The organism is Salipiger pentaromativorans, assembly GCF_024721115.1.
Taxonomy (GTDB): Bacteria; Pseudomonadota; Alphaproteobacteria; order Rhodobacterales; family Rhodobacteraceae; genus Salipiger; species Salipiger pentaromativorans.
This window is the reverse complement of sequence record NZ_JAMDHK010000003.1, coordinates 1-19,593: the sequence shown is the minus strand read 5'-3', so window position 1 is coordinate 19,593 and position 19,593 is coordinate 1. Positions and strand designations below refer to the sequence as shown.

Here is a 19,593-nt window from a genome sequence, read left to right as displayed (position 1 = left end):
TCAGAACCCTCCCGAAGCCAGCGGTCCGCCGCGATGCACCAGCGCCGCGCCGCCGGTATCGGCGGGGTCTTCGGCATCGCCGGTCAGCCCGAAGGTCGCGATATTGTGGTCGGCCAGCGCCTGTAGATGCGCCTGTTCTTCCTCGGCGCGGGGATCCTCGGCAAAGAGATGGCGAAAGCGGCCCTGCAACTCGAGATAATCGCGCACCGGGCGGGGCTTGCGGATCGGCATGACATTGGTCACCGCGCCGCGCTCCAGCTCGACCAGCGGGAAAAGGCCGCATTCCACCGCGCGGCGCGCCACCTCGATGGTCAGGCACGAGTCGTGTTTCCAGCCGAGCGGGCAGGGCGAGTGGATGACGAGGAAGGTCGGCCCCTCGATCCCCATGGCATAGCGCACCTTGCGTTGCAGATCCTGCGGATAGGCGACCGAGGCGGCAGCGGCATAGGGGATGTGATGGGCGGCGATGATCGACAGCAGGTCTTTCTTGAGATGCCGCTTGCCCATCCGCTCCTTGCCGGCGGGCGAGGTGGTGGTCGCCGCCGCGTGCGGGGTCGAGGAGGACCGCTGCACGCCGGTGTTCATATAGGCCTCGTTGTCGTAGCAGACATAGAGCACATTGTGCTGCCGTTCGAGCATGCCCGAAAGCGTCTGGAAGCCGATGTCATAGGTCGAGCCGTCGCCGCCGAAGGCCAGAACCTTGGTGTTTTTGCCCTTTGCCTTCATCGCGGCCTCCATGCCGGAGGCCACGGCGGAGGCGTTTTCAAAGAGCGAATGGATCCACGGCACGCGCCAGGCCGATTGCGGCCAGGTGGTGGTAAAGACCTCCAGACAGCCGGTGGCGTTCGACACCATGACATCGGGTCCGGCGCTTTCCATCACCAGCCTTGCAGCCAGCGCCTCGCCGCAGCCCTGACAGGCGCGGTGGCCGGATTCCAGCCCGCGAAAGCGCGGCTGGCTGTCGCGGGGGGTGATCTGCGGCGGCTCGGCGCCCGGCGCCTGCGGCGGACGCCCGTGTTTGCGGCGGAGTTCGGCGAGGCGGGGATTGTCGGGCATGGACGATCCTGAGGGGGTCGGGTCGGACATCAGCGGTCCTCCGGGGCGAGTTTGCTCAGATCGGCATCGAAGACCGAGAAGCCGGGGGCGTCGGTGTCCTCGATGGCGGCGATCAGATCAGCATAGATGGTTTCGGGAATGTCGCGCCCGCCAAGGCCGAGCGCATGGTTGTGCAGCCTGGGCATATCGGGATGGCCCGCGAGCGCTGCGGCGACCTCCAGCCCGACCACGCCGCCCGCGCCGGGCGAGATCGCCCGGTCGATGACAATGAGGTGGTCGAGCCCTCTCGCGGCGTCGCGCAGCGCCTTTGCCGGGAAGGGGCGGAAGGCGCGCAGGGTGATGAGCCGGGCGGGTGCCGCACCCGGTTCGGCCATGCCCGCGCGCAGCGTGCCCACGGTGGAGCCCATGGCGAGGATGCCGACCCTGGCGCCGGCATCGCCCTCGACCGTCAGAAGCCCGCCGCAGGCACGGCCAAAGCTCGCCTCCCAGTCGCGGTCGGTCGCCTCGATCACCGGCAGCGCCTTTTCCATGGCCGCGTGATGGGCGTGGCGGATCTCGGGGAAATAGTCGGGCGTGACCATCATGCCGAGCGATTTCGGGTCGCTCGGGTCGAGCGCCCGGTCGAAGACGAAGGGCGGCAGCCAGGCATCGACCTCGGACTGTTCGGGCAGGTCGATGGGCTCCATCACATGGGTGAGGATGAAACCGTCCATGCAGACCATCACCGGCAGATCCGTTTCCTGCGCGATGCGGAAGGCCTGAATGGTGGTGTCCACCGCCTCCTGGTTCGAGACGCAGTGCAGCTGGATCCAGCCGCTGTCACGCACGGCCATCGAGTCGGCGTGGTCGTTCCAGATCGACAGCGGGCCGGAGACGGCGCGGTTGGCGACGGTCATCACCAGCGGAATGCGCAGCCCAGCGATGTTGAACAGCACCTCGGCCATGAGCAGCACGCCCTGCGAGGCGCTGGCGGTATAGGCGCGCGCGCCCGCCGCGGCGGCGCCCAGCACCACCGAGGCGGCGGAGAATTCGGATTCGACGCTGACGAATTCGGTGTGCAGATCGCCCTCCGCGACCAGTTCCGAGAGGTTCTCAACGATATGGGTCTGCGGGGTGATCGGGTAGGCGGCGACCACGTCGGGTTTGCACAGCGTCACCGCCCGCGCGATGGCCTGACTGCCTTCAAGCGCTTCACGCATCTTCGTTTTCCTTCCAGGCGCCGACCTCTGCCATCTTCGCCGCGCGGTCCACCATCTTCAGATTGCCCTCCAGCACTTTGCCGGAGAAGCGCTTGGCCAGCGCGGATTTCAGCGCGTCGAGCGGCAGGTCGCCGGTGAGTGTCAGCAGCACCGAGAGCAGCACGGCGTTGGGGATGGGCCGGCCGATCATCTCCACCGCCAGCGCGTTGGCGGGCACGCAGAGCGCGCGGCAGCCGAAATGCGCGCTCACCTCGGTGCTGTCCTGCGCGGAGTTCACCACCATGCCGCCGCCGGGGCGCAGACCGGCGGTGATCGCCTCGTCATGCAGCAGCGTGTCGTCCTGAACGATGAGGTAATGCGGGCGGCGCACCTGGGCGCGCAGCTCGATCGGTTTGTCGTCGGTCCGCACGAAGGCGGTGACCGGGGCGCCCCGGCGCTCGGCGCCGAAAGCGGGGAAGGCCTGGCACATGCGCCCCGCCTCGAAGGCGGCGGAGGCCAGAAGATAGGCGGCCGAAACGCTCCCTTGTCCGCCCCGGCCGTGGATACGGTATTCGATCATGAGGGCAGAGTATCGGCCTGACGCTAACAAGATATGACACAGGTCAAAGGGGGCGGGGCCGCCCACGGGGATGCCTGCTCATCGGGCGCTTTCGGCGGGGTCCTGCTCAGCGCGCGGGCAGGTGACAAATTCCGGAAACGGAATGGTTGGGAGATCTGTCTTTTCGCTGTCATCGCGTGAGGCTATGGACTCGGGCGTGGGCACGAGTCGGGAGGCGGTTTGCGGAACGGGCGGAGCATCTGGGGCCTTTTCGGGCTGTGGCGCGGTCTGGCGGCGCTGCTGCTGCTTCTGGCCGCCTGCACGCCGCGGCCCGGCCCCGAGGCGCTGATTCCGGTGGCGCCCGTCGCGGAGGCGCAGGTGGTGCGTCTTTACGTGGCGACGACGCGCGCGCCGATGCCCGACCCCGCCATCGGCTTTTCCGAACACCCCGCGCTGGGGCTGAGCTATCGCTGGTTCGATGTCTCGGTCCCGCCGCATCCGCGCGAACGTGGGATCTACTGGCGTCAGGGCGCGCCTGACCCCGAGCAGGATTTCCTGATTGTCGGTCATGGGGTTATGGATCGGAGCGCATTGCTGTCGCGGGTGGCGCGCGACGGGGCCGGGGTGGCGAACCCCGAGACGCTCGTCTTCGTACACGGGTATAACTACACCTTTCAGGAAGCGCTGCTGCGGCTGGCAAAGCTCAGCTTCGAGGCGGGGATGCAGACGCCGCCGGTGCTGTTCTCCTGGCCTTCCAAGGGCCGCCCGCTGGATTATGTGGCCGACCGGCAGGAGGCGCTCTGGTCGCGCGACGCGCTGGCCTCGCTGCTCTCCGATCTCGACCGGCAGGGCGGCGACACGGTGCTGGTGGCGCATTCCATGGGCGGCTGGCTGTCGATGGAGGCGCTGCGGACGCTGGCCATCGGCGGTGAACGGCGCGTGGTGCGGGATGCGGATGTGGTGCTGATCGCGCCGGACATCGACGTGCTGGTGTTCCGCGAGCAGCTGATGTCCCTGGGGCCTCTCGATCGGCCGATCAGCGTGCTGGTGGCCAAGGACGACCGCGCGCTGGCGCTGTCCTCGGCGCTCTCCACCGGGCGGCCCCGGCTCGGCGCGGTGGATGTCGAGAACCCGGTGGTGGAGCGCGCCGCGCGCGAGGCGCAGGTGCAGCTCATCGACATTTCGACGGTGGAGCCGGAAAGCCCGCTGCGCCATTCCCGCTTTCTGCGGCTGGCGCGGATGTATCAGGTGCTGCGCAACGATGGCGGGCCGGTGGATGCGGTCACGGCGGCGGGCAGCTATGTGCTGGATTCGCTGGGCACCGGGCTCATTCAGGTCAGCACCACGCTGACGGGCAACTGACCTCTCTGACAAGGCGGGTTTCCGGGGGCGGCGCTTCGCATGCAGTGCCTGCGCGGGGGGGCCGTTGTGCCGGGCCTATGGGCCTGTTCCCGGTCCGGCTCAGCCAGGGCTTCCAAGGCAAGTGCTTGAAAGGGAAGAGGGATGTTAGCGGCGAAGGTTGATTTGAAATTCTTATCGCATGGGTAAGAAAATGAAATTATGCATTATTGAAACCCCATGCTAGAACGATTCCAAGACGGGAGGAGGTGCCGGATCGCACGCCGCTGCCGGGACGGCAGGCGGAGTGTGACGGGTCTTTTCCCGCGCCTGATCAACCCAGCGACTTCCGGAGGGAAAAATGGACGGAAACGACGTGAACACAGCGGGCAAATGCCCGGTGATGCATGGGGCCAACTCGGCCTCGGGCGCCTCAGTCATGGACTGGTGGCCCAATGCGCTGAACCTCGACATTCTGCACCAGCACGATTCGAAGACCGACCCGATGGGCAAGAGCTTCGACTACCGCGAAGCGCTGAAATCGCTCGATGTGGATGCGCTGAAATCCGATCTGCGCGCGCTGATGACCGACAGTCAGGAATGGTGGCCGGCGGATTGGGGCCATTACGGCGGTCTGATGATCCGCATGGCCTGGCACGCGGCGGGCTCTTACCGTCTGGCGGACGGGCGCGGCGGTGGCGGCACCGGCAACCAGCGCTTCGCGCCGCTGAACTCCTGGCCCGACAACGTCTCGCTCGACAAGGCGCGCCGTCTGCTCTGGCCGATCAAGAAGAAATACGGCAACGCGGTGAGCTGGGCCGACCTGATCATTCTCGCCGGCAATATGGCCTATGAGTCGATGGGTCTGAAGACCTTCGGCTTCGGCTTTGGCCGCGCCGACATCTGGCACCCCGAGAAAGACGTCTACTGGGGCGCCGAGAAGGAATGGCTGGCACCGTCGGACAGCCGCTATGAGAATGTCGAGGATCCCTCGACCATGGAAAACCCGCTGGCCGCCGTGCAGATGGGCCTCATCTACGTGAACCCCGAGGGGGTGAACGGCAAGCCCGATCCGATGAAGACCGCCGCGCAGGTGCGCGAGACCTTTGCCCGGATGGCGATGAACGACGAGGAAACCGCTGCGCTGACCGCGGGCGGCCACACCGTCGGCAAGACCCATGGCAACGGCGACGCCGCGCTGCTGGGTGCCGATCCCGAGGCCGCGGGCCCCGAGATGCAGGGCCTTGGCTGGGCCAACCCCAAGATGGGCGGCAAGGCGGCGAATGCGGTGACCTCGGGCCTGGAGGGCGCCTGGACCACGCATCCGACGCAGTTCGACATGGGCTTCTTCGACATGCTCTTCGGCCATGAGTGGGAACTGCGGAAATCCCCGGCGGGCGCCTGGCAATGGGAACCGGTGGACATCAAGGAAGAGGACAAGCCCCTCGACGCCACCGACCCGACCAAGCGTCACAATCCGATGATGACCGATGCCGACATGGCGATGAAGGTCGATCCGGTCTACAATGCGATCTGCCAGAAATTCATGGCCGATCCGGCCTATTTCGCCGACACCTTCGCCCGCGCCTGGTTCAAGCTGACCCACCGCGACATGGGCCCCAAGGTCCGCTATGTGGGCCCCGATGTGCCGGCGGAAGACCTGATCTGGCAGGATCCGATCCCCGCAGGCTCGACCTCCTACGACGTGGAGGCGGTGAAGGCCAAGATCGCCGCTGCCGGTCTCTCGGTCTCGGACATGGTGAGCACCGCCTGGGACAGCGCCCGGACCTATCGCGGATCGGACATGCGCGGCGGCGCCAATGGCGCGCGCATCCGCCTCGCCCCGCAGAAGGACTGGGAGGGCAACGAGCCCGAGCGTTTGGCCCGCGTGCTGGCAGCGCTGGAACCCATCGCGGCGGAAACCGGTGCAAGCGTCGCCGATGTGATCGTGCTGGCGGGCAATCTCGGGGTCGAGCAGGCGGCCAAGGCGGCGGGCTTCGACGTGACGGTGCCCTTCGCTCCGGGCCGGGGCGATGCCACCGACGAGATGACCGATGCCGAGTCCTTCGACGTGCTGGAGCCGATCCATGACGGCTACCGCAACTGGCTGAAGAAGGACTATGTGGTGAGCCCGGAAGAGCTGATGCTCGACCGCACCCAGCTGATGGGGCTGACCGCGCCGGAGATGACCGTTCTGGTCGGCGGCATGCGGGCGATGGGCACCAACCATGGCGGCACCGAGCATGGCGTGCTCACCGACCGCAAGGGGGCACTGACGCCGGACTTCTTCGTCAACCTGACCGATATGGCCTATACGTGGGTTCCGGCGGCGGAGGGGGTCTACGAGATCCGCGACCGCAAGACCGGCGAGGCCAAGTGGACCGCGACGCGGATGGACCTGATCTTCGGCTCGAACGCGATCCTGCGCTCCTATGCCGAGGTCTATGCCCAGGACGACAACGCCGGGAAGTTCGTCGAGGATTTTGTGGCGGCCTGGACCAAGGTGATGAACGCCGACCGGTTCGATCTGGCGTGATGTGAGAGGCGCGGCAGGGTCTCCTGCCGCGCGACCCGCGCCCTCAGCCCGCTCCGCAATATCGCGGGGCGGGTTTTTTGGTCAATCCCTGCGCCCATGGCGCCGAATCAAGGCCGAAAGCGCCGGGCGCGGCTCCCTTTGTGTGGGGAATGGTGGGCAAATTGCCCACCCTACGAGTGTTCGACGATTGTGTGGAGCGGTTCGGCGGGAAAAGCCACGAGGGCGACAGTCCGGCTGTGCGCCGCTTGCGGTGCGCATAAAAAAAGGGTGGGCAAATTGCCCACCCTACGCTGTGTTCTTCCCGACCTCAGGCGGCTTGCCGGAGGGCCGGGGCGTTGTCTTCGATGAAGGTCTGGTGCAGCGCCTTGATGACCGGTTTGAGGATCTCGCGCTCCAGCACGAACTGCACGTCCACATTGCGCGGCCCCTGGCTGGCCCCCAGCGCCTCGAGCCCCTCGGCGGCAATCGCCAGAAGTCCGCGTTGCAGGCAGGAGAGCCCGTTCAGATCGCGCCCGATGACCGAGGCCATGGCCAGCGTCCGCGACGAGATCCGCGCCGAGGGGTAGAGCCTGGACAGATCCTTTTCCACCCGCCGCATGCTTTTCAGCGAGGCATCGACGTAGTGGGTGATCGTGTTGGCGTTCGAGACTTTCGAGACGATCCGCACGTCATGCCGCGTCAGCACGTCGAGGATGGCGGAATCGTAGCCCTTCACCCCCACCATGTCCTGTTCGAACAGCTCCAACGCGATGATGTCGAGCCCGGTGACGATCTCGACCGCCGCCGTCTCGGCGGGCTGGTCGTCGATCAGCGTGCCGGGATCCTCCGGCTCGAAGGCATTGGTGACGCGCAGCGGCACATCGGCCTGGCGCAGCGTCTTGGCGGCCTTGGGGTGGATCGCCTCCATCCCCATGTTCGAGAGCTGGTCGGCCACGTCGTAATTCGTCCGGCCCAGCTTGCGCACCGCCTCCGGGCCCACGAGGTTGGGGTCGGCGGAGGAGAGGTGGAATTCCTTGTGAATGATCGCCTCGCGCGCGCCGGTCAGCGCTGCCAGATGCGAGAAGGTCACCTCGGAATAGCCGCGGTCGAATTCGCGCATCAGCCCCTCGGCGCATTGCGCATAGCCGGTGACGATGGGCATTTCCGACATCGGGTCGATGCCCTCCATGGCGCCGGTGATGCGTTCTTCCAGCGTCACGTCGCCGTCGCCGCGCCAGCCGCTCAGATCGACCAGCCGCGCATCCACGCCCGCGCGCTGTAGCAGAAGCACGGTCACATAGGCCGAATGCGCCTCACCCAGCCCCGAAAGAAGTTCGCGGGTTTGCAGCATGTGCTCCGACAGCCGGAAGTGGCCGTAGGAGCAGACGCGGGCCAGGTCGATCAGGCAGTTGCGCGCGCCGTCGATGCGGGTGCGCACGAAATCGGTGGCGGCCTCGATGTCGGCGGGGTGGTCGAGCACGGCGGTGTGCGCGGCGATCATCGCATCGGCCACGCGGTTCAGCGCGTCGTGCCAGCCGTGGCTGTTGTCCGAGGCGGCGAACTGGCCGTAGACGCCCGGCTCGCCGGTTTTCTTGTGTTCGAGCAGCAGGTTGGTGATGCCGCCAAAGGCCGAGACCACGAAGATACGGCCATAGCGGTCACCGCCCTCGCGACCGCCGATAAACAGCGTGTCGCGCAGCTCGTTCAGGCGGGACATGGAGGTCCCGCCGATCTTTTCAACCGTATGCTCCGCCATGGCTTACGCCACCTCCTCGGCCGGTGCGTAGGAGCCGTCCTCACGGTGCACCTCGGTGCCGGTGATCGGCGGGTTGAAGCAGCAGGCCATGTGCAGCTCTTCCTCGGCGCGCAGGATATGCTTGTCATGCAGGTTCAGCGCATACATGACGCCCGGCCTGATCGCGTGGGTCTCGCCGGTGGCGAGATCGGTGATCGAGCCCTTGCCGGCCATGCAGTAGACGCTTTCGAAATGGTGCTTGTAGTGGAACGTATGTTCCGAACCCGCTTCCAGCACGGTGATGTGGAACGAGAACCCCATCCCGTCATCCGCCAGCAGCAGGCGGGTCGAGGTCCAGCGCGCGTCGGCCACGCATTTGTCGGTGTTTTTCAGCTCGTTGAAGTCGCGAACGATCATATCGGTTACTCCGCTGCAATCTTGGTTGTTTCGGTGAGGGCGGCACGGGTGGCGTCGCGCAGGATTTCAAACCCTTTCGCGAATTCCGCCTCGGTGGTGGTCAGCGGTGCCAGCACCTTGACCACCTCGTCATGCGCGCCCGAGGTCTCGATGATCAGCCCGCGCTGGAACGCCTCGGCGCAGATGCGCCCGGCCAGATCTCCCGAGCCCACATCGACGCCGCGCATCAGGCCCCGGCCCTTGAGGCGGGCGCCGTCGATCATGTCGGCAATCGCGGTCAGCCCGGCCTCGACGATGCGCGTCTTGGCTTTAATACTGTCCTGGAAGGCATTGTCCTTCCAGAATTTTTCCAGCGCCACGCGGGCGGTGACAAAGGCGTGGGTGTTGCCCCGGAAGGTGCCGTTATGTTCGGCGGGCTTCCAGATGTCGTGTTCGGGTTTCACCAGCAGCGCGGCAAAGGGCAGGCCCATGCCCGACAGCGATTTCGCCAGCGGGATCAGATCAGGCTCGATGCCGAATTCCTCGAAGGAGAAAAAGGTGCCGGTGCGGCCGAGGCCCGCCTGGATGTCGTCGGCAATCAGCAGCGCGCCGTGCTTTTTCGCCAGCCGCGCGATGCACTGCATCCATTCCTTGGAGGCGGCATTCAGCCCGCCTTCGCCCTGAACCGGCTCCACCAGGAAGGCGGCGGGCGCATCGAGACCCGAAGACGGGTTCTCCAGCATCCATTCGATCTGGGCCAGCGTATCGACCTCCGGCCCGAAGGCGCCCTCATAGGGCAGGCGGGTCACCCCGGCGAGCGGCATGCCGGCGCCCGCGCGCTTGCCCGCGTTGCCGGTGGCGGCCAGCGCGCCCAGCGTCATGCCGTGAAAACCGTTGGTGAAGGCCACGATATTGGTGCGGCCGGTCACCTTGCGGGCCAGCTTCATGGCGGCCTCGACGGCGTTGGTGCCGGTCGGGCCCACCATCATCACCTTGTGGTCCATGCCGCGCGGCTGAAGGATGATCTCCTCGAAGGCGGTCAGGAAGGCCTCTTTCTGCGCGGTGTGCATGTCGAGCCCGTGGGTCACGCCATCGTTCGAGATATGCTCGATCAGCGCGGCCTTCATGTCGGGGTCGTTGTGGCCGTAGTTCAGCGACGAGCAGCCGGCGAGAAAGTCGATATACTCGCGGCCCTCGGCGTCGGTGAGGATGGAGCCGCTGGCCTTCACGAAGCTGGTCGGGAAGCTGCGGCAATAGGAGCGCGCTTCGCTTTCGCGGCGCGTGTAGATGTCGGCAGTCATAAGACGTCCTTTCGGGATCTGATTGGAAAGGCGACAGGCGCGGATCAGGCTGCGCGGGGCAGGGCGATCTCTTCGGCGGGCAGGGTGATCGTCACCATATGCTCGGTGTCGTGCTGCCCGTCGAAATGCGTGTCGCACTCGTAATGCGGGGTGTCGGTCAGTTCGCCGCCGATGGCGCGGGCGAAGCTGCGGAACAGGCCCCAGGAAGCATCGTTGTCTTCGGTGATGGTGGTCTTGAGGCAGGTGGCGTCTTCGCATTCGCTGCGGTTCACCAGATGCGTCAGCATCTTGCGGCCAAGGCCCAGACCGCGCGCCTTGGGGCTCACGGCGACCTGCCAGACAAAGAAGGCGTCCTGACCTGGAATCATGTGGCCGGAGATCCAGCCCACGATCCCGCCGTCCAGCTCCGCCACCACGCAGGTGTCGCGGAAATGTTCGGCCTGAACGAGATTGCAGTACATCGAATTCTCGTCGAGCGGCTTGCAGGCGCGCACCAGCTCCCAGATGGCGGCACCATCGGTCGCCTCGGGCTTGCGCAGCACAAGTGCCTCTTTCCGGGTCGTGTAGCTGTCTTTCGGCATCGGGTCAGGTCCCTCCGTTTGCTTTGATCCATAAACTAATGTGGCGGATGAAAAGTTTCAACCTCTAAAGGATTTTGGACGGGTTTCCGCCGATATGAGGAAATTGTCGTTGATTTTAGATGATAAATTTAAGGTTATTGAAAAGTGTCGCAAAGGCAATATCCTTAGGTGTGCAAATGATTTCGCATGAGTGCTTCGGCGGTTGAAGCATCTGCGGCTTCTGTGCCACTAAGGACCATCCGCCAAACCGCGACGAGGCCCGGGTCCGATGGATCGAACGGATGACAGCTTGATTGCCCTGCGGCGTATTCTGCGCGCCACCGAGCTTTACGAACGGGATCTGGCCACTGCCGCCGGTGTCTCGCCCGCGACGCTGCGCGTGATGCAGATCGTCCAGATGAAGGGCGGCAGCGCCACGCCCAAGGCGCTGGCCACGCAGATGGGCGTGAGCCAGGCGACGATCACCGGGCTTGTGGACAAGCTGGTCAAGTCGGGCATGGCGCACCGCGCGCAATCCGAGACCGACCGCCGCCAGATCAACGTTCTGCTGACCGAGGCGGGCCGGCGCACGCTGGCGCGTGCGCCCGATGCGCTGCAACAGCGCTTCGTGCGGGAGTTCGAACGGCTCGAGGACTGGGAGCAGGCACAGCTCCTGTCGTCGCTGGAACGGGTCGCCGCGATGCTGGATGCGCGCGACATCGACGCCTCGCCGGTGCTGACCGTGGGCGCGCTGACCACCGACAAGACCGAGGGCAAGCCCGCGCCCTGACCGGCCGGCGGATCAGAGCAGCGCGCGGATCGGCTCCAGAAGCCCCTTGCTGCGCAGCGTGCGCACCGGATAGCTTTCGTCGTTCACGATCTGGTCGATGGTGAACCCCGGCTCGATCTTGGCCAGCTTCGTCGCGGTTTCCTGCGCCTTGTCGTACTGGCCCTCGAGCGCGTAGAGCGCCAGAAGATGCCGGTGCGCCGGGCGCGACAGCGGCGCGGCCCGAGCGGCGGCCTCGCCGGCCTCGATGGCTTCGCGCGGGCGGTTGTCGGCGATGGCGACGATGCAATGGCCCATGTCCCACCATTGCCGGAACGGCGAGTTATGGGCGATGGCGCGCGCCCGCGCCGAGGCGGTGAAGGCGGCGGCGGTGTCGCCCTTCAGCAGATGCGCCTCGGCCAGCGATTTCCAGGCAAAGGCCGAGGCCGGGTTCCGCTCGACCGCGGTTTCGGCCAGATCGAAGGCGCCGGCGGCGTCGTGCTGGGCGGTGCCGCGCACCTTGCTGATGAGCGCATACACCAGGGCGTTGTCCTTGGCCTCTTCCATCGCGCGATAGTTCAGCGCAATCGCCTCTTCGCGCAGCGCCTCGCGATCGTCCTCCAGAAGCTCCATGAGCTGGATCATCCGGACCATGCTGCTCCAGGCCAGGTAGATGCCGTTGTTGTCCAGATCATGCGCCTGTTTCAGCAGCGAATAGGCCTCGCGCAGCGCATCGCGCTCGAAGCTGAACATGCGGTACATGCTGAGCCGGGCCAGCGCCGTGGCGCGGCTTTCCGGCCGGTCGCTGTCGAGCACCTGCGGCAGCCGGCCGATGATGCAGTCGGCCGCCTCGAACACCAGCCGTGCGATGGTTTCCTCGGAGGCGAGGATGTCTTCCAGCCGGGGGATGGTCTGCAATTTGGAATGCAGCACGCGGCCGCTGGGCAGGTGGAGCCCCTTCACAAAGACGGTATGGCCGTCGTCGGTGTTCACGATGCTGCAAACCAGCGACAGGTCGCTGGGCGGCAGATCGGCGGCGTTTTCGGGATCGCCGTTCTGGCGCCAGGCGCGGATCTGTTCCGAGATATTCTCGCCGATCTGATTGGCCAGGACATCGGCCATGAGCACGCCGCTGCCGCCATCGGGGGCGGTGGCGCGGCAGTTGATCAGGATGCCGCGGGAGTTGCGCGGGCGCGCTCGTGACAGGCGCGTTTGCAGCTCGGCGCGTTCCAGGCGCAGCCATTCCTCGAACTCCGGGTCGCGCGCGTCCAGCCCTTCGAGCAACGCGGCGCGGGGGGCGTCTGGCGGGGCATCAAGAGGCAGATCCACCGCGACCCGCGCGGTGTCGAGCGCGATGGCGCTGCGATCCGCCAGCAGGATGCCGCTGTGCGGGCCGAGGGCGGCGCGCAGCTTGCTGAGCGCCTGACGCAGATTGGCGCTGGCCTGTTCGGGGCCGAACTGGCTCCACAGCTTGTCCTCGAGCCAGCGGCGCGGGCGCGTCATCTCGGGGCTGAGCGCCAGCAGCGCCAGCAACGCCTGGTTCTTGGCACCTTTCGGGGTCAGCGTTGCGCCGCTGTCGCCGCATTGGACGCGCAGCGGGCCCAGTACCGAAATCCGGATCGAGGGGGCGCTGTCGCGCATCGGGGTATCCTGTTCGGAAGACACGATTATGACCCGAAGGTAACATTGCCCCGGCGCTGCGGCAACTGCCGTGAATTGTGCGTGAATCGGTCCATAAGCCTTTGACGGGCGTCTCGTTTTTCTGCCACCCTGAGGGGAGGACATTGATTTCAGAATGCATTTGGCTCCGTTGGGAGGAACTGGATATGCCGATTTACGGTCATGAAGGCCACGAGGGTTGTGACGGCGCCGCCGGATCCGGGGCGCTGCGGGGGCCGGACCGTATTTTCAGCCAAGCAGGGCGGATCGTGATCGACGGCACGGTGACCGGGGCGCATTCCCCGACCGAGAGCATGCCCGCCGCGCTGCCAGGCCCGATCATCGCCGAGGCGCGGATCAATCTGCTGGAGGGCAGGGCCAAGACGGCTGCGCGGGTGTCCCGCGGCGATCTTTCTGACGGGGATTTCAGCCTGTCGTCGATGAGTTCCGAAATCGCCGCGCAGGACAGGATCAGCGAAACGACCCTCCCGATCGGCCCGAAGAGCGTGCCGGACTGGTCGCGGGCGATGTGGGCCGAGGCCAAGGGCGAAGCCTGAAGAGTTTAACGCGTGGGGGCGGGCGTTGTCTGCCTTTTGTGTGCGAGTAGGCCGGGGCCTTGTGCCTCGGCCGATCCGTTTCCGGGCCTCGGTTGTTGGGGCGCCGTCAACCCGCCTGCGGGGTGCGATCCGGATCCGCGAGGCCGATCACATAGCCGCCGGGGCGGGATCTGTGCGCCTCGGGGGATCTGTCAGAGCGTCAGCACGGCGCGCTGGCCGACGCCCTTGAGGCGAACGAAACACGGTTCGTTAACGGGGATTTGCACCTGGGCTGACGGCGTCGCCGCTGCGGTCAGGAAAAATCCACAGACCCGTCATGGAACGCGGCGGATTCGGGGCGCTCCCTATCAGGAGCACGGCGGATTTCCGTAAAAACGCTTGAAATATCCGTGAGAAACACCGGAGCCAGCCGTTCCGTCAAGGTCGTCGGCAAGGGCCGGGGATTTGCGAAATATTCACGCGCAGCCCCTGCCTTTCTCCTGCTATGGCTGACACAGCTCCCGCAACGATCACGCGGGTTTCGCGTTTTACTCACGATGCGTTCACGCTGAGTCGACAGAGTGTGTTTACGTTTCGTCAATATGAACGGCCCGCGCAAGGGCCGCAACCGACAGGGGGTCATGGAATGACTGTCCGGACCGAAAACGCCCCGTACGGGCTTCGCGTGATCGAAGGTGGCCAGCCGGCAAGCGCCGGGCCGGCCAATTGCCTACAGCTTCCGCCCCCGCCGCGCATGGGGCCGGCGGAGCTGGCGGCCGAGCTGGCCGAGCTTTACGTGCTGGCGCTGGTCCGCGACCTGCCGTTTTCTGCGATGCGCGATCCGCATTGCAAGATCTGGATCGACGGCATGACCCATTTCACCCTGCACGAGCTGCTGTGCGAACTGCGCAGCCTGAGCTGGTTCGACGATCAGGCCCTCCCTGTTCCGGGCCCGGTCGAGACGGTCTTTTGCTCCCGGACCGTCTGCGGGGAAGCTGATCATCGCCGTGGGCTGCGGCGCAACGGCGATGGTCAGCTGACTCTGCGCACCCTGTTCCGCGGTGTCGTCGCTCATGGCGGCGAGGAGACGCGGCTTTCGGCCTTTCACAACACCGATCGCGACGGCTGCGGCGATCCCGATCCCTGCGACCCGCCCGAGGCAGAGGCGCCGATGTCGCAATGGCTCGATTGGGTCGAGCGTTGTTCGGGGGCGGCGCTGGCGCTTCCCGGGCGCGGCGAAGAGATCGGCGCGGGGCTGGCCACGCCGCGCGCGCTGGTGACGCGGGTGCAGCAAAGCCATCCCTGCCGGATCTATTACAATGCGGTGCTGCGGCTGCTGGCGCGCGGCGCCGAATTCGATCCCGGGTTGAGCGAGACCGCCGCGCCGGTGCCGATCTCGGCACAGCGGATACTGGCGCTGATGGCGGATATTTCCGAACGGGCCTTTTCCATCGCGATGCGCATGCAGGCGCGCGCCGACCGTCTGAGCCGCCCCGGGGTGACCGCGGCGCGGCTGACCGCGCTGCTGTCGCATGAGGATCTGATGACGGGCGGCGAGGGCGGGCTGCGCGCCACGGCCGAGGAGCTTTCGGGCAAGGCGCCCAATCTGCTGCACTGGATCGACCGGCTGAACCGGTCGCAGGGCCGGGTGCCGACGCGCGGCCAGATGCTGCTGCTGCCGGCGCTGCAAAGCAGCGTGCCGCAGCACCGCGCCGATTACGCCGCGCAGGCGGTGATCGCCGGCGCGCTGTCGACGCTGATCAAGGCGCTGTTCGACACCCGCCGCCACGCCCGGCTGCGCATGGTCGGGGCGGCCGGCGGCGGCGTCGATATCGGGGTCGAAGCCGACCGGCTGGCCGCCGATGTGGCGCTCGCCCGGGCGGTGGCGGGCGGCTATTACCAAGCCGAGAACCACCAGGATCTGCGGCTGGGCGAGGCGCTGGCCTGTCAGGTGCTGCGCCAGCGCTTCGAGACGCTGGGGCGCAGCGCGTCGCTGGGCTTTACCGATTTCGACGGACGCTCGGTGATGGTCGCGGTGCATCCGCGCGGGCCGGGCAAGAGCCACGCCACCTTCCACCGCGAGGGCCGTCTCGCGCCCTGGCCGATGGAAAAGCTGCGCACCGGCGCGCATCTGGCGGTGGTCTGAGCCGACGCGGCGCTTGACCGGGATCAAGGCGGGCGCCTCCCGCCAGTGAGACAATCGCGCGGCAAACCGGGAGGGAGCCATGCGCAGTCTGATCATTTTTGCCCTGGCGCTTGCGCCGCTGGCCTCGGGCGTTTCGGCGCAGGATGCCGATGTCGGCCGGGCGCTCTATCACACCCATTGTGCCACCTGCCACGGGCTCGAGGGCCGGGGCGACGGGCCCATGTCCGGGGTGCTGACCGTCAAGCCGGTGAACCTGACCGAGCTTGCCGCCGCCAATGGCGGGGTGTTTCCGCTGGAACGGGTGGTGATGCGCATCGACGGGCGCGACCCGCTGGTCAGCCACGGGTCTCCGATGCCGGTCTATGGCGATTATTTCGCGCGCAGTTTCGACGTGCCGATCAAGGCGCCCTCGGGCCAGCCGGTGATGACCTCGCAGCCGGTGGTGGATCTGATCGCCTATCTGCGCGAAATCCAGAAGAGCGACTGACGGCGTAGGAGAGCGCGATGCGTGGCGGTCTGGCGGTGGTCCTTTTGGGTCTCGGTGTCCTTGCGGCGCCGCTTGAGGCGCAGACGCTGCGAATCGAGATCGACCTTTCCGACCAGCAGATGACGGTTTTCGAGGCCGGGCTGCCCAGCCATGTCTGGCCGGTCTCCACCGCGCGGGCGGGCAAGCGCACCCCCATCGGCAGCTTCACGCCCTATGCGCTGGAGCGGATGCATTACTCCACGCTTTACGACAACGCGCCCATGCCCTGGTCGATCTTCTTCACGGGAAATTACGCGATTCACGGCACCACCGCCGTGGACCGGCTGGGCACGCCCGCCTCCGCCGGCTGCGTGCGTCTGGCACCCGAGAACGCGCATCTGCTCTACGAGGCGGTGCGCGCCGTGGGCTTTGCCGAGACGCGGGTGGTGATCCACCCGTAATCGGCGGGGGGTGTCGCGCCCGGTCGTCTCGCGGGGGGGGCGTCGCGCGTCACGCGGCTCAGCGGCAGATCCCCTGTTTCTGGATCCCCGCCCAGGGCACCAGCACCTCCGGCGCCTTCAGCGCCGCGTCGAGCCGCTCGACGGGCATTTCCGCGCCGATCATGTCGCGCAGCCGGCCGGTGCGCGGTGCCTCGGGGTCGAGGATATGGCAGCAGACATATTCCTCGACGATTGCGCCCTGCTGCTCATAGCCGTGATCGAGAAACTGCGCCTTGCTGTCGGGATCGAAGAGATAAGGATCGGCCGAGCGCCCGTGTTCGGTGGCGGCCTTCAGCGGCGAATAGCCGGTGCGACGGCGGTTCTGCCATTGCCAGACATGCACCATCTCATGCGCCATCAGCATGGCGTCGAGCAGATCGACCCGCGTCGGGTAGCTCGCCATGAAGTCGTCGCGGTACAGATCCTTGCGATAGAACACCCGGTTGAAGAGCGTCATCGCTCCGGGCGCGACGGTGATGGTCTCGCCGCGCGAGGGTGGCCAGATCCGCTCCATGCAGGTGAGACGCGGCCGGATCGGGCGGCGAAAGGTGATCGAGCCCGCCGCCAGCCCGTTATGGAACCGTACCCGCGCCGGATCGAGCTGATCGCCCTGGATCGCGGTCAGAAAGGCGGTCTCGTTCGGGGTGAGCGGACGGCCGCAGGCGGTGAGCAGCAGGAGGGCGAGAAGCAGGAGGCGCATGGTGCGATAGGGGCAGGAGTCGCGGACGGGCGCAAGGGGCGCGTGGTCAGTCTGCCGCCGCCTGCCGTTTCTCCACCATGCCCGAGTGCGAAATTTCGAGGATCAGCTTGCGTTTCACCGCCTCGGCAAAGCGCTCGCGGCTGTCGGCGGTGACCACGAAAGCGCCGAGCCCGCCGATGATGCGCTGCTCATAGATCGCCTCCAGCCCGCCCTGGGCACGGCCCGGATCGTCGGGGCGCAGGATCGGCAGCGCATTGATCGTCACGCCCTGGGCCACCACCATGTCGCGCGCCTCTTCGATGCCGGGGCCCGACCAGTTGCCGGCGCTGTCGCCGGAAAAGTCGATCACCCGGCGCCAGCCGTCGATCTCGTTCTCCTCCATCAGCCGCAGCGCTTCGAGCAGCGCCGCACCGATGGCGTTGCGCCCATAGGCCTGGCGCGGCTGCACCATCAGATCCTCGGCGAAGGCCTCCGCGTCCTCCAGGCCCGCGATCCGTGTCCAGTCCACCACCTGCGCCTGGTTCGCCGCCCATTCCACATAGGTCACGGCAATCTCACCGTAAGCGGTGTTGCCGATGGCCGCGAGCACCTCCGGATCGGTGATCGCCTGGGCATAGCCCTCGCGCTGGAACATCAGCTCGGCGGGGGTGATCGAGCCCGAGGCATCGGCCAGCAGCACCAGCTCGAGATCGGTGTCCTGCGCGGCGGCGGGGGCGGCGAGAAGGCTAAGGGCGAGGGCGGTGCGGCGCATGGCGGGTCTCCGTCGGCGGGGCGATGGAGAGAGGCTAGCCGGGGGCGGGGCAGGCGCCTAGCGTCCCGCGCGGCGGCTGACGCAGATGTGAGGCGCTCACCAGCGGGCGGCGTCGCGCAGCCAGTCCTGCACGGCGGCGCGTGTGGCGTCATAGACCGCGCGGCCGATGGCATGGCCGGCATCGGTGTGCTTGCCGGCATAGGCGGTCGGGTTCGCACTGTCTCGTTCGGCATGTGCTTGCGCCGCATCGGGTGCGACATGTGTTTGCGCCGCATCCGGTGCGGCGACGGCGATGCAATCGGTGCCCGTGCCGGTGGCGGTGCCGCTGGGCAGCGTGACCTGCGCGTCGATCACGGCGGTTGTGCGGGCCTCGGCGACAAGGCTCAGCGCCTCGATCCGCGCGGGCAGGGTGAGCGGGGTGGAGAGGGTGACGGCGATATTGATCGTGCCCCAGTCCTTCCAGGTCTGCGGCAGCCGCGTGCCGATGCGCTCGGCATTGGAGAGCCCGGCGGTGACCACGGCCTTTGCGGTGATCCCGCCCTCGGTATGCTCGCGCATGATTGCGGCGGAGAGTTTGCGGGAGGTGAGGAAGCAGACGGCATCGGTTGCGCTTATGGCGCCCAGCTCGCGGCGTAGCCAGTCGGTGACGTCGAGCGCCTCGGTCAGATCGGCATTGCGCACCTCGCGCCAGAGGATGCGCCGGGCGCGGGTCAGCCCGCCTTTATGCGGCGCCCAGGAGAGGACGGGCATGTCCTGCCCGAGATCGAGGCTGAGCCAGGGAGGGGAGAGGTGGAGCATGTCGGGCCCGTATCTGCTGCCGGGGTGTTGAACCCGCTTGAGCGGTGCTGTGCAAGCCCCGACGCTGCTGTTGGTGCGTTGTCCGGCTGCGGCTGTAGAAGTGCCGCCTTTTTGCTGGAATCCGAGCGTGGCCCCGGGCGCGGGACAAGGCCGCAGGCCGCCGCGCCATCGCCGGCCCGCCCCATCGGGCTGGCGATTTGGTAGGGCTGGGCGCTACGTGTCGAGGTCTTTCGGATGTGTCGTGGATAAATCGAGAGGCTCACCGGTCGGATCGCCACCCCGCGGGCCGGCGATGGCGCGCCGGCTTCATCTATGCCGAAATCGCGGGCTTTATGCCAAACTTTGCGTCGATAATCTCATCGCACTTTTCCACAAAGAGTTTCATATCTGAAATGCGTTTTGCAATATCGTCACGTGAAATAGTGCGTGGAACACCGTTCGATCTGACGTGTGCCTCATGTGCGATTTCATTCCGAATATCCACAAGCTTCATTACTCGTTTTTTGAGGTTTTTTCGCTGAGCCTTCTTCTCGGCGTTTTGAGTTAGGGAACGTCTGATCTACCGTTTTGGCTGTGCCGATTTCCATGCAATCGGGCTTTGATTTAGCATACAGGGACCGATTTTGGGCTCGT

19 protein-coding genes are annotated in these 19,593 nt (G+C 66.6%); 7 read left to right on the top strand and 12 right to left on the bottom strand.

The annotated features are described in order from the left end of the window. Genes M4578_RS06085 through M4578_RS06075 form a run of 3 tightly spaced genes read right to left on the bottom strand, consistent with a single transcriptional unit; the run spans nt 1 to nt 2,814 of the window. The gene (locus tag M4578_RS06085) at nt 1-1,086 is read right to left on the bottom strand and encodes a thiamine pyrophosphate-dependent enzyme (RefSeq protein WP_258092568.1); all 1,086 of its coding nucleotides are present in this window, start codon (nt 1,084-1,086) and stop codon (nt 1-3) included. Next, on the bottom strand, nt 1,086-2,255 hold the full coding sequence (porA, locus tag M4578_RS06080; protein ID WP_258092567.1) for a pyruvate ferredoxin oxidoreductase: 1,170 nt from the start codon (nt 2,253-2,255) through the stop codon (nt 1,086-1,088). The genes M4578_RS06085 and porA overlap by 1 nt, the downstream gene beginning before the upstream one ends. Continuing rightward, on the bottom strand, nt 2,248-2,814 hold the full coding sequence (locus tag M4578_RS06075) for a 2-oxoacid:acceptor oxidoreductase family protein (protein ID WP_258092566.1): 567 nt from the start codon (nt 2,812-2,814) through the stop codon (nt 2,248-2,250). The genes porA and M4578_RS06075 overlap by 8 nt, the downstream gene beginning before the upstream one ends. A gap of 219 nt (nt 2,815-3,033) precedes the next feature. On the opposite strand from M4578_RS06075, the gene M4578_RS06070 reads away from it, so the two are divergent. Further along, nucleotides 3,034-4,155 (top strand): alpha/beta hydrolase, encoded by a 1,122-nt coding sequence (locus M4578_RS06070; RefSeq protein WP_258092565.1) that lies wholly within the window; start codon nt 3,034-3,036, stop codon nt 4,153-4,155. Between the two features lie 337 nt (nt 4,156-4,492). Continuing rightward, on the top strand, nt 4,493-6,667 hold the full coding sequence (gene katG, locus M4578_RS06065; protein WP_258092564.1) for a catalase/peroxidase HPI: 2,175 nt from the start codon (nt 4,493-4,495) through the stop codon (nt 6,665-6,667). A 307-nt stretch (nt 6,668-6,974) separates the two neighbouring features. Here katG and M4578_RS06060 read toward each other — a convergent pair whose 3' ends face one another. The 4 genes from M4578_RS06060 to ectA are packed head-to-tail and all read right to left on the bottom strand — an operon-like array spanning nt 6,975 to nt 10,659. After that, a complete protein-coding gene (locus M4578_RS06060; protein ID WP_258092563.1) occupies nt 6,975-8,402 on the bottom strand; it encodes an aspartate kinase in 1,428 nt (475 codons plus the stop codon). A 3-nt stretch (nt 8,403-8,405) separates the two neighbouring features. Next, nucleotides 8,406-8,798, bottom strand: a complete 393-nt coding sequence (locus M4578_RS06055; RefSeq protein WP_258092562.1) for an ectoine synthase — start codon at nt 8,796-8,798, stop codon at nt 8,406-8,408. 5 nt (nt 8,799-8,803) lie between these two features. Next, nucleotides 8,804-10,078 carry a diaminobutyrate--2-oxoglutarate transaminase gene (ectB, locus tag M4578_RS06050; protein WP_258092561.1) on the bottom strand — a complete coding sequence of 425 codons (1,275 nt, stop codon included), beginning with the start codon at nt 10,076-10,078 and terminating at the stop codon, nt 8,804-8,806. A gap of 44 nt (nt 10,079-10,122) precedes the next feature. Continuing rightward, nucleotides 10,123-10,659, bottom strand: coding sequence for a diaminobutyrate acetyltransferase (gene ectA / locus M4578_RS06045; RefSeq protein ID WP_258092560.1), 537 nt, complete (start codon nt 10,657-10,659; stop codon nt 10,123-10,125). A 268-nt stretch (nt 10,660-10,927) separates the two neighbouring features. Here ectA and M4578_RS06040 point away from each other — a divergent pair, with 268 nt between their 5' ends. Next, nucleotides 10,928-11,428, top strand: coding sequence for a MarR family winged helix-turn-helix transcriptional regulator (locus M4578_RS06040; protein WP_258092559.1), 501 nt, complete (start codon nt 10,928-10,930; stop codon nt 11,426-11,428). A 12-nt stretch (nt 11,429-11,440) separates the two neighbouring features. On the opposite strand, the gene M4578_RS06035 is transcribed toward M4578_RS06040, so the two are convergent. Continuing rightward, nucleotides 11,441-13,045, bottom strand: a complete 1,605-nt coding sequence (locus tag M4578_RS06035; RefSeq protein ID WP_258092558.1) for an AfsR/SARP family transcriptional regulator — start codon at nt 13,043-13,045, stop codon at nt 11,441-11,443. A 185-nt stretch (nt 13,046-13,230) separates the two neighbouring features. On the opposite strand from M4578_RS06035, the gene M4578_RS06030 reads away from it, so the two are divergent. The 4 genes from M4578_RS06030 to M4578_RS06015 all read left to right on the top strand — a co-directional run bounded on the left by M4578_RS06030 (nt 13,231) and on the right by M4578_RS06015 (nt 16,672). Then, nucleotides 13,231-13,620, top strand: coding sequence for a hypothetical protein (locus tag M4578_RS06030; protein ID WP_258092557.1), 390 nt, complete (start codon nt 13,231-13,233; stop codon nt 13,618-13,620). A gap of 625 nt (nt 13,621-14,245) precedes the next feature. Then, nucleotides 14,246-15,745 (top strand): phosphatase PAP2 family protein, encoded by a 1,500-nt coding sequence (locus M4578_RS06025; RefSeq protein WP_258092556.1) that lies wholly within the window; start codon nt 14,246-14,248, stop codon nt 15,743-15,745. A gap of 79 nt (nt 15,746-15,824) precedes the next feature. After that, a complete protein-coding gene (locus M4578_RS06020) occupies nt 15,825-16,232 on the top strand; it encodes a c-type cytochrome (protein ID WP_258092555.1) in 408 nt (135 codons plus the stop codon). A 17-nt stretch (nt 16,233-16,249) separates the two neighbouring features. Then, a complete protein-coding gene (locus M4578_RS06015; protein ID WP_258092554.1) occupies nt 16,250-16,672 on the top strand; it encodes a L,D-transpeptidase in 423 nt (140 codons plus the stop codon). 58 nt (nt 16,673-16,730) lie between these two features. On the opposite strand, the gene M4578_RS06010 is transcribed toward M4578_RS06015, so the two are convergent. The 4 genes from M4578_RS06010 to M4578_RS25765 all read right to left on the bottom strand — a co-directional run bounded on the left by M4578_RS06010 (nt 16,731) and on the right by M4578_RS25765 (nt 19,519). Beyond that, nucleotides 16,731-17,411: a hypothetical protein gene (locus tag M4578_RS06010; protein ID WP_258092553.1), complete on the bottom strand. Its 681-nt coding sequence runs from the start codon at nt 17,409-17,411 to the stop codon at nt 16,731-16,733. Between the two features lie 46 nt (nt 17,412-17,457). Next, nucleotides 17,458-18,162, bottom strand: a complete 705-nt coding sequence (locus M4578_RS06005; RefSeq protein WP_258092552.1) for a DUF1194 domain-containing protein — start codon at nt 18,160-18,162, stop codon at nt 17,458-17,460. Nucleotides 18,163-18,258: 96 nt separating this feature from the next. Further along, nucleotides 18,259-18,960 (bottom strand): adenosylcobinamide amidohydrolase, encoded by a 702-nt coding sequence (locus tag M4578_RS06000; protein WP_258092551.1) that lies wholly within the window; start codon nt 18,958-18,960, stop codon nt 18,259-18,261. Nucleotides 18,961-19,270: 310 nt separating this feature from the next. Beyond that, the gene (locus tag M4578_RS25765; protein ID WP_420854802.1) at nt 19,271-19,519 is read right to left on the bottom strand and encodes a HEPN domain-containing protein; all 249 of its coding nucleotides are present in this window, start codon (nt 19,517-19,519) and stop codon (nt 19,271-19,273) included. Between the last annotated feature and the right edge of the window lie 74 nt (nt 19,520-19,593).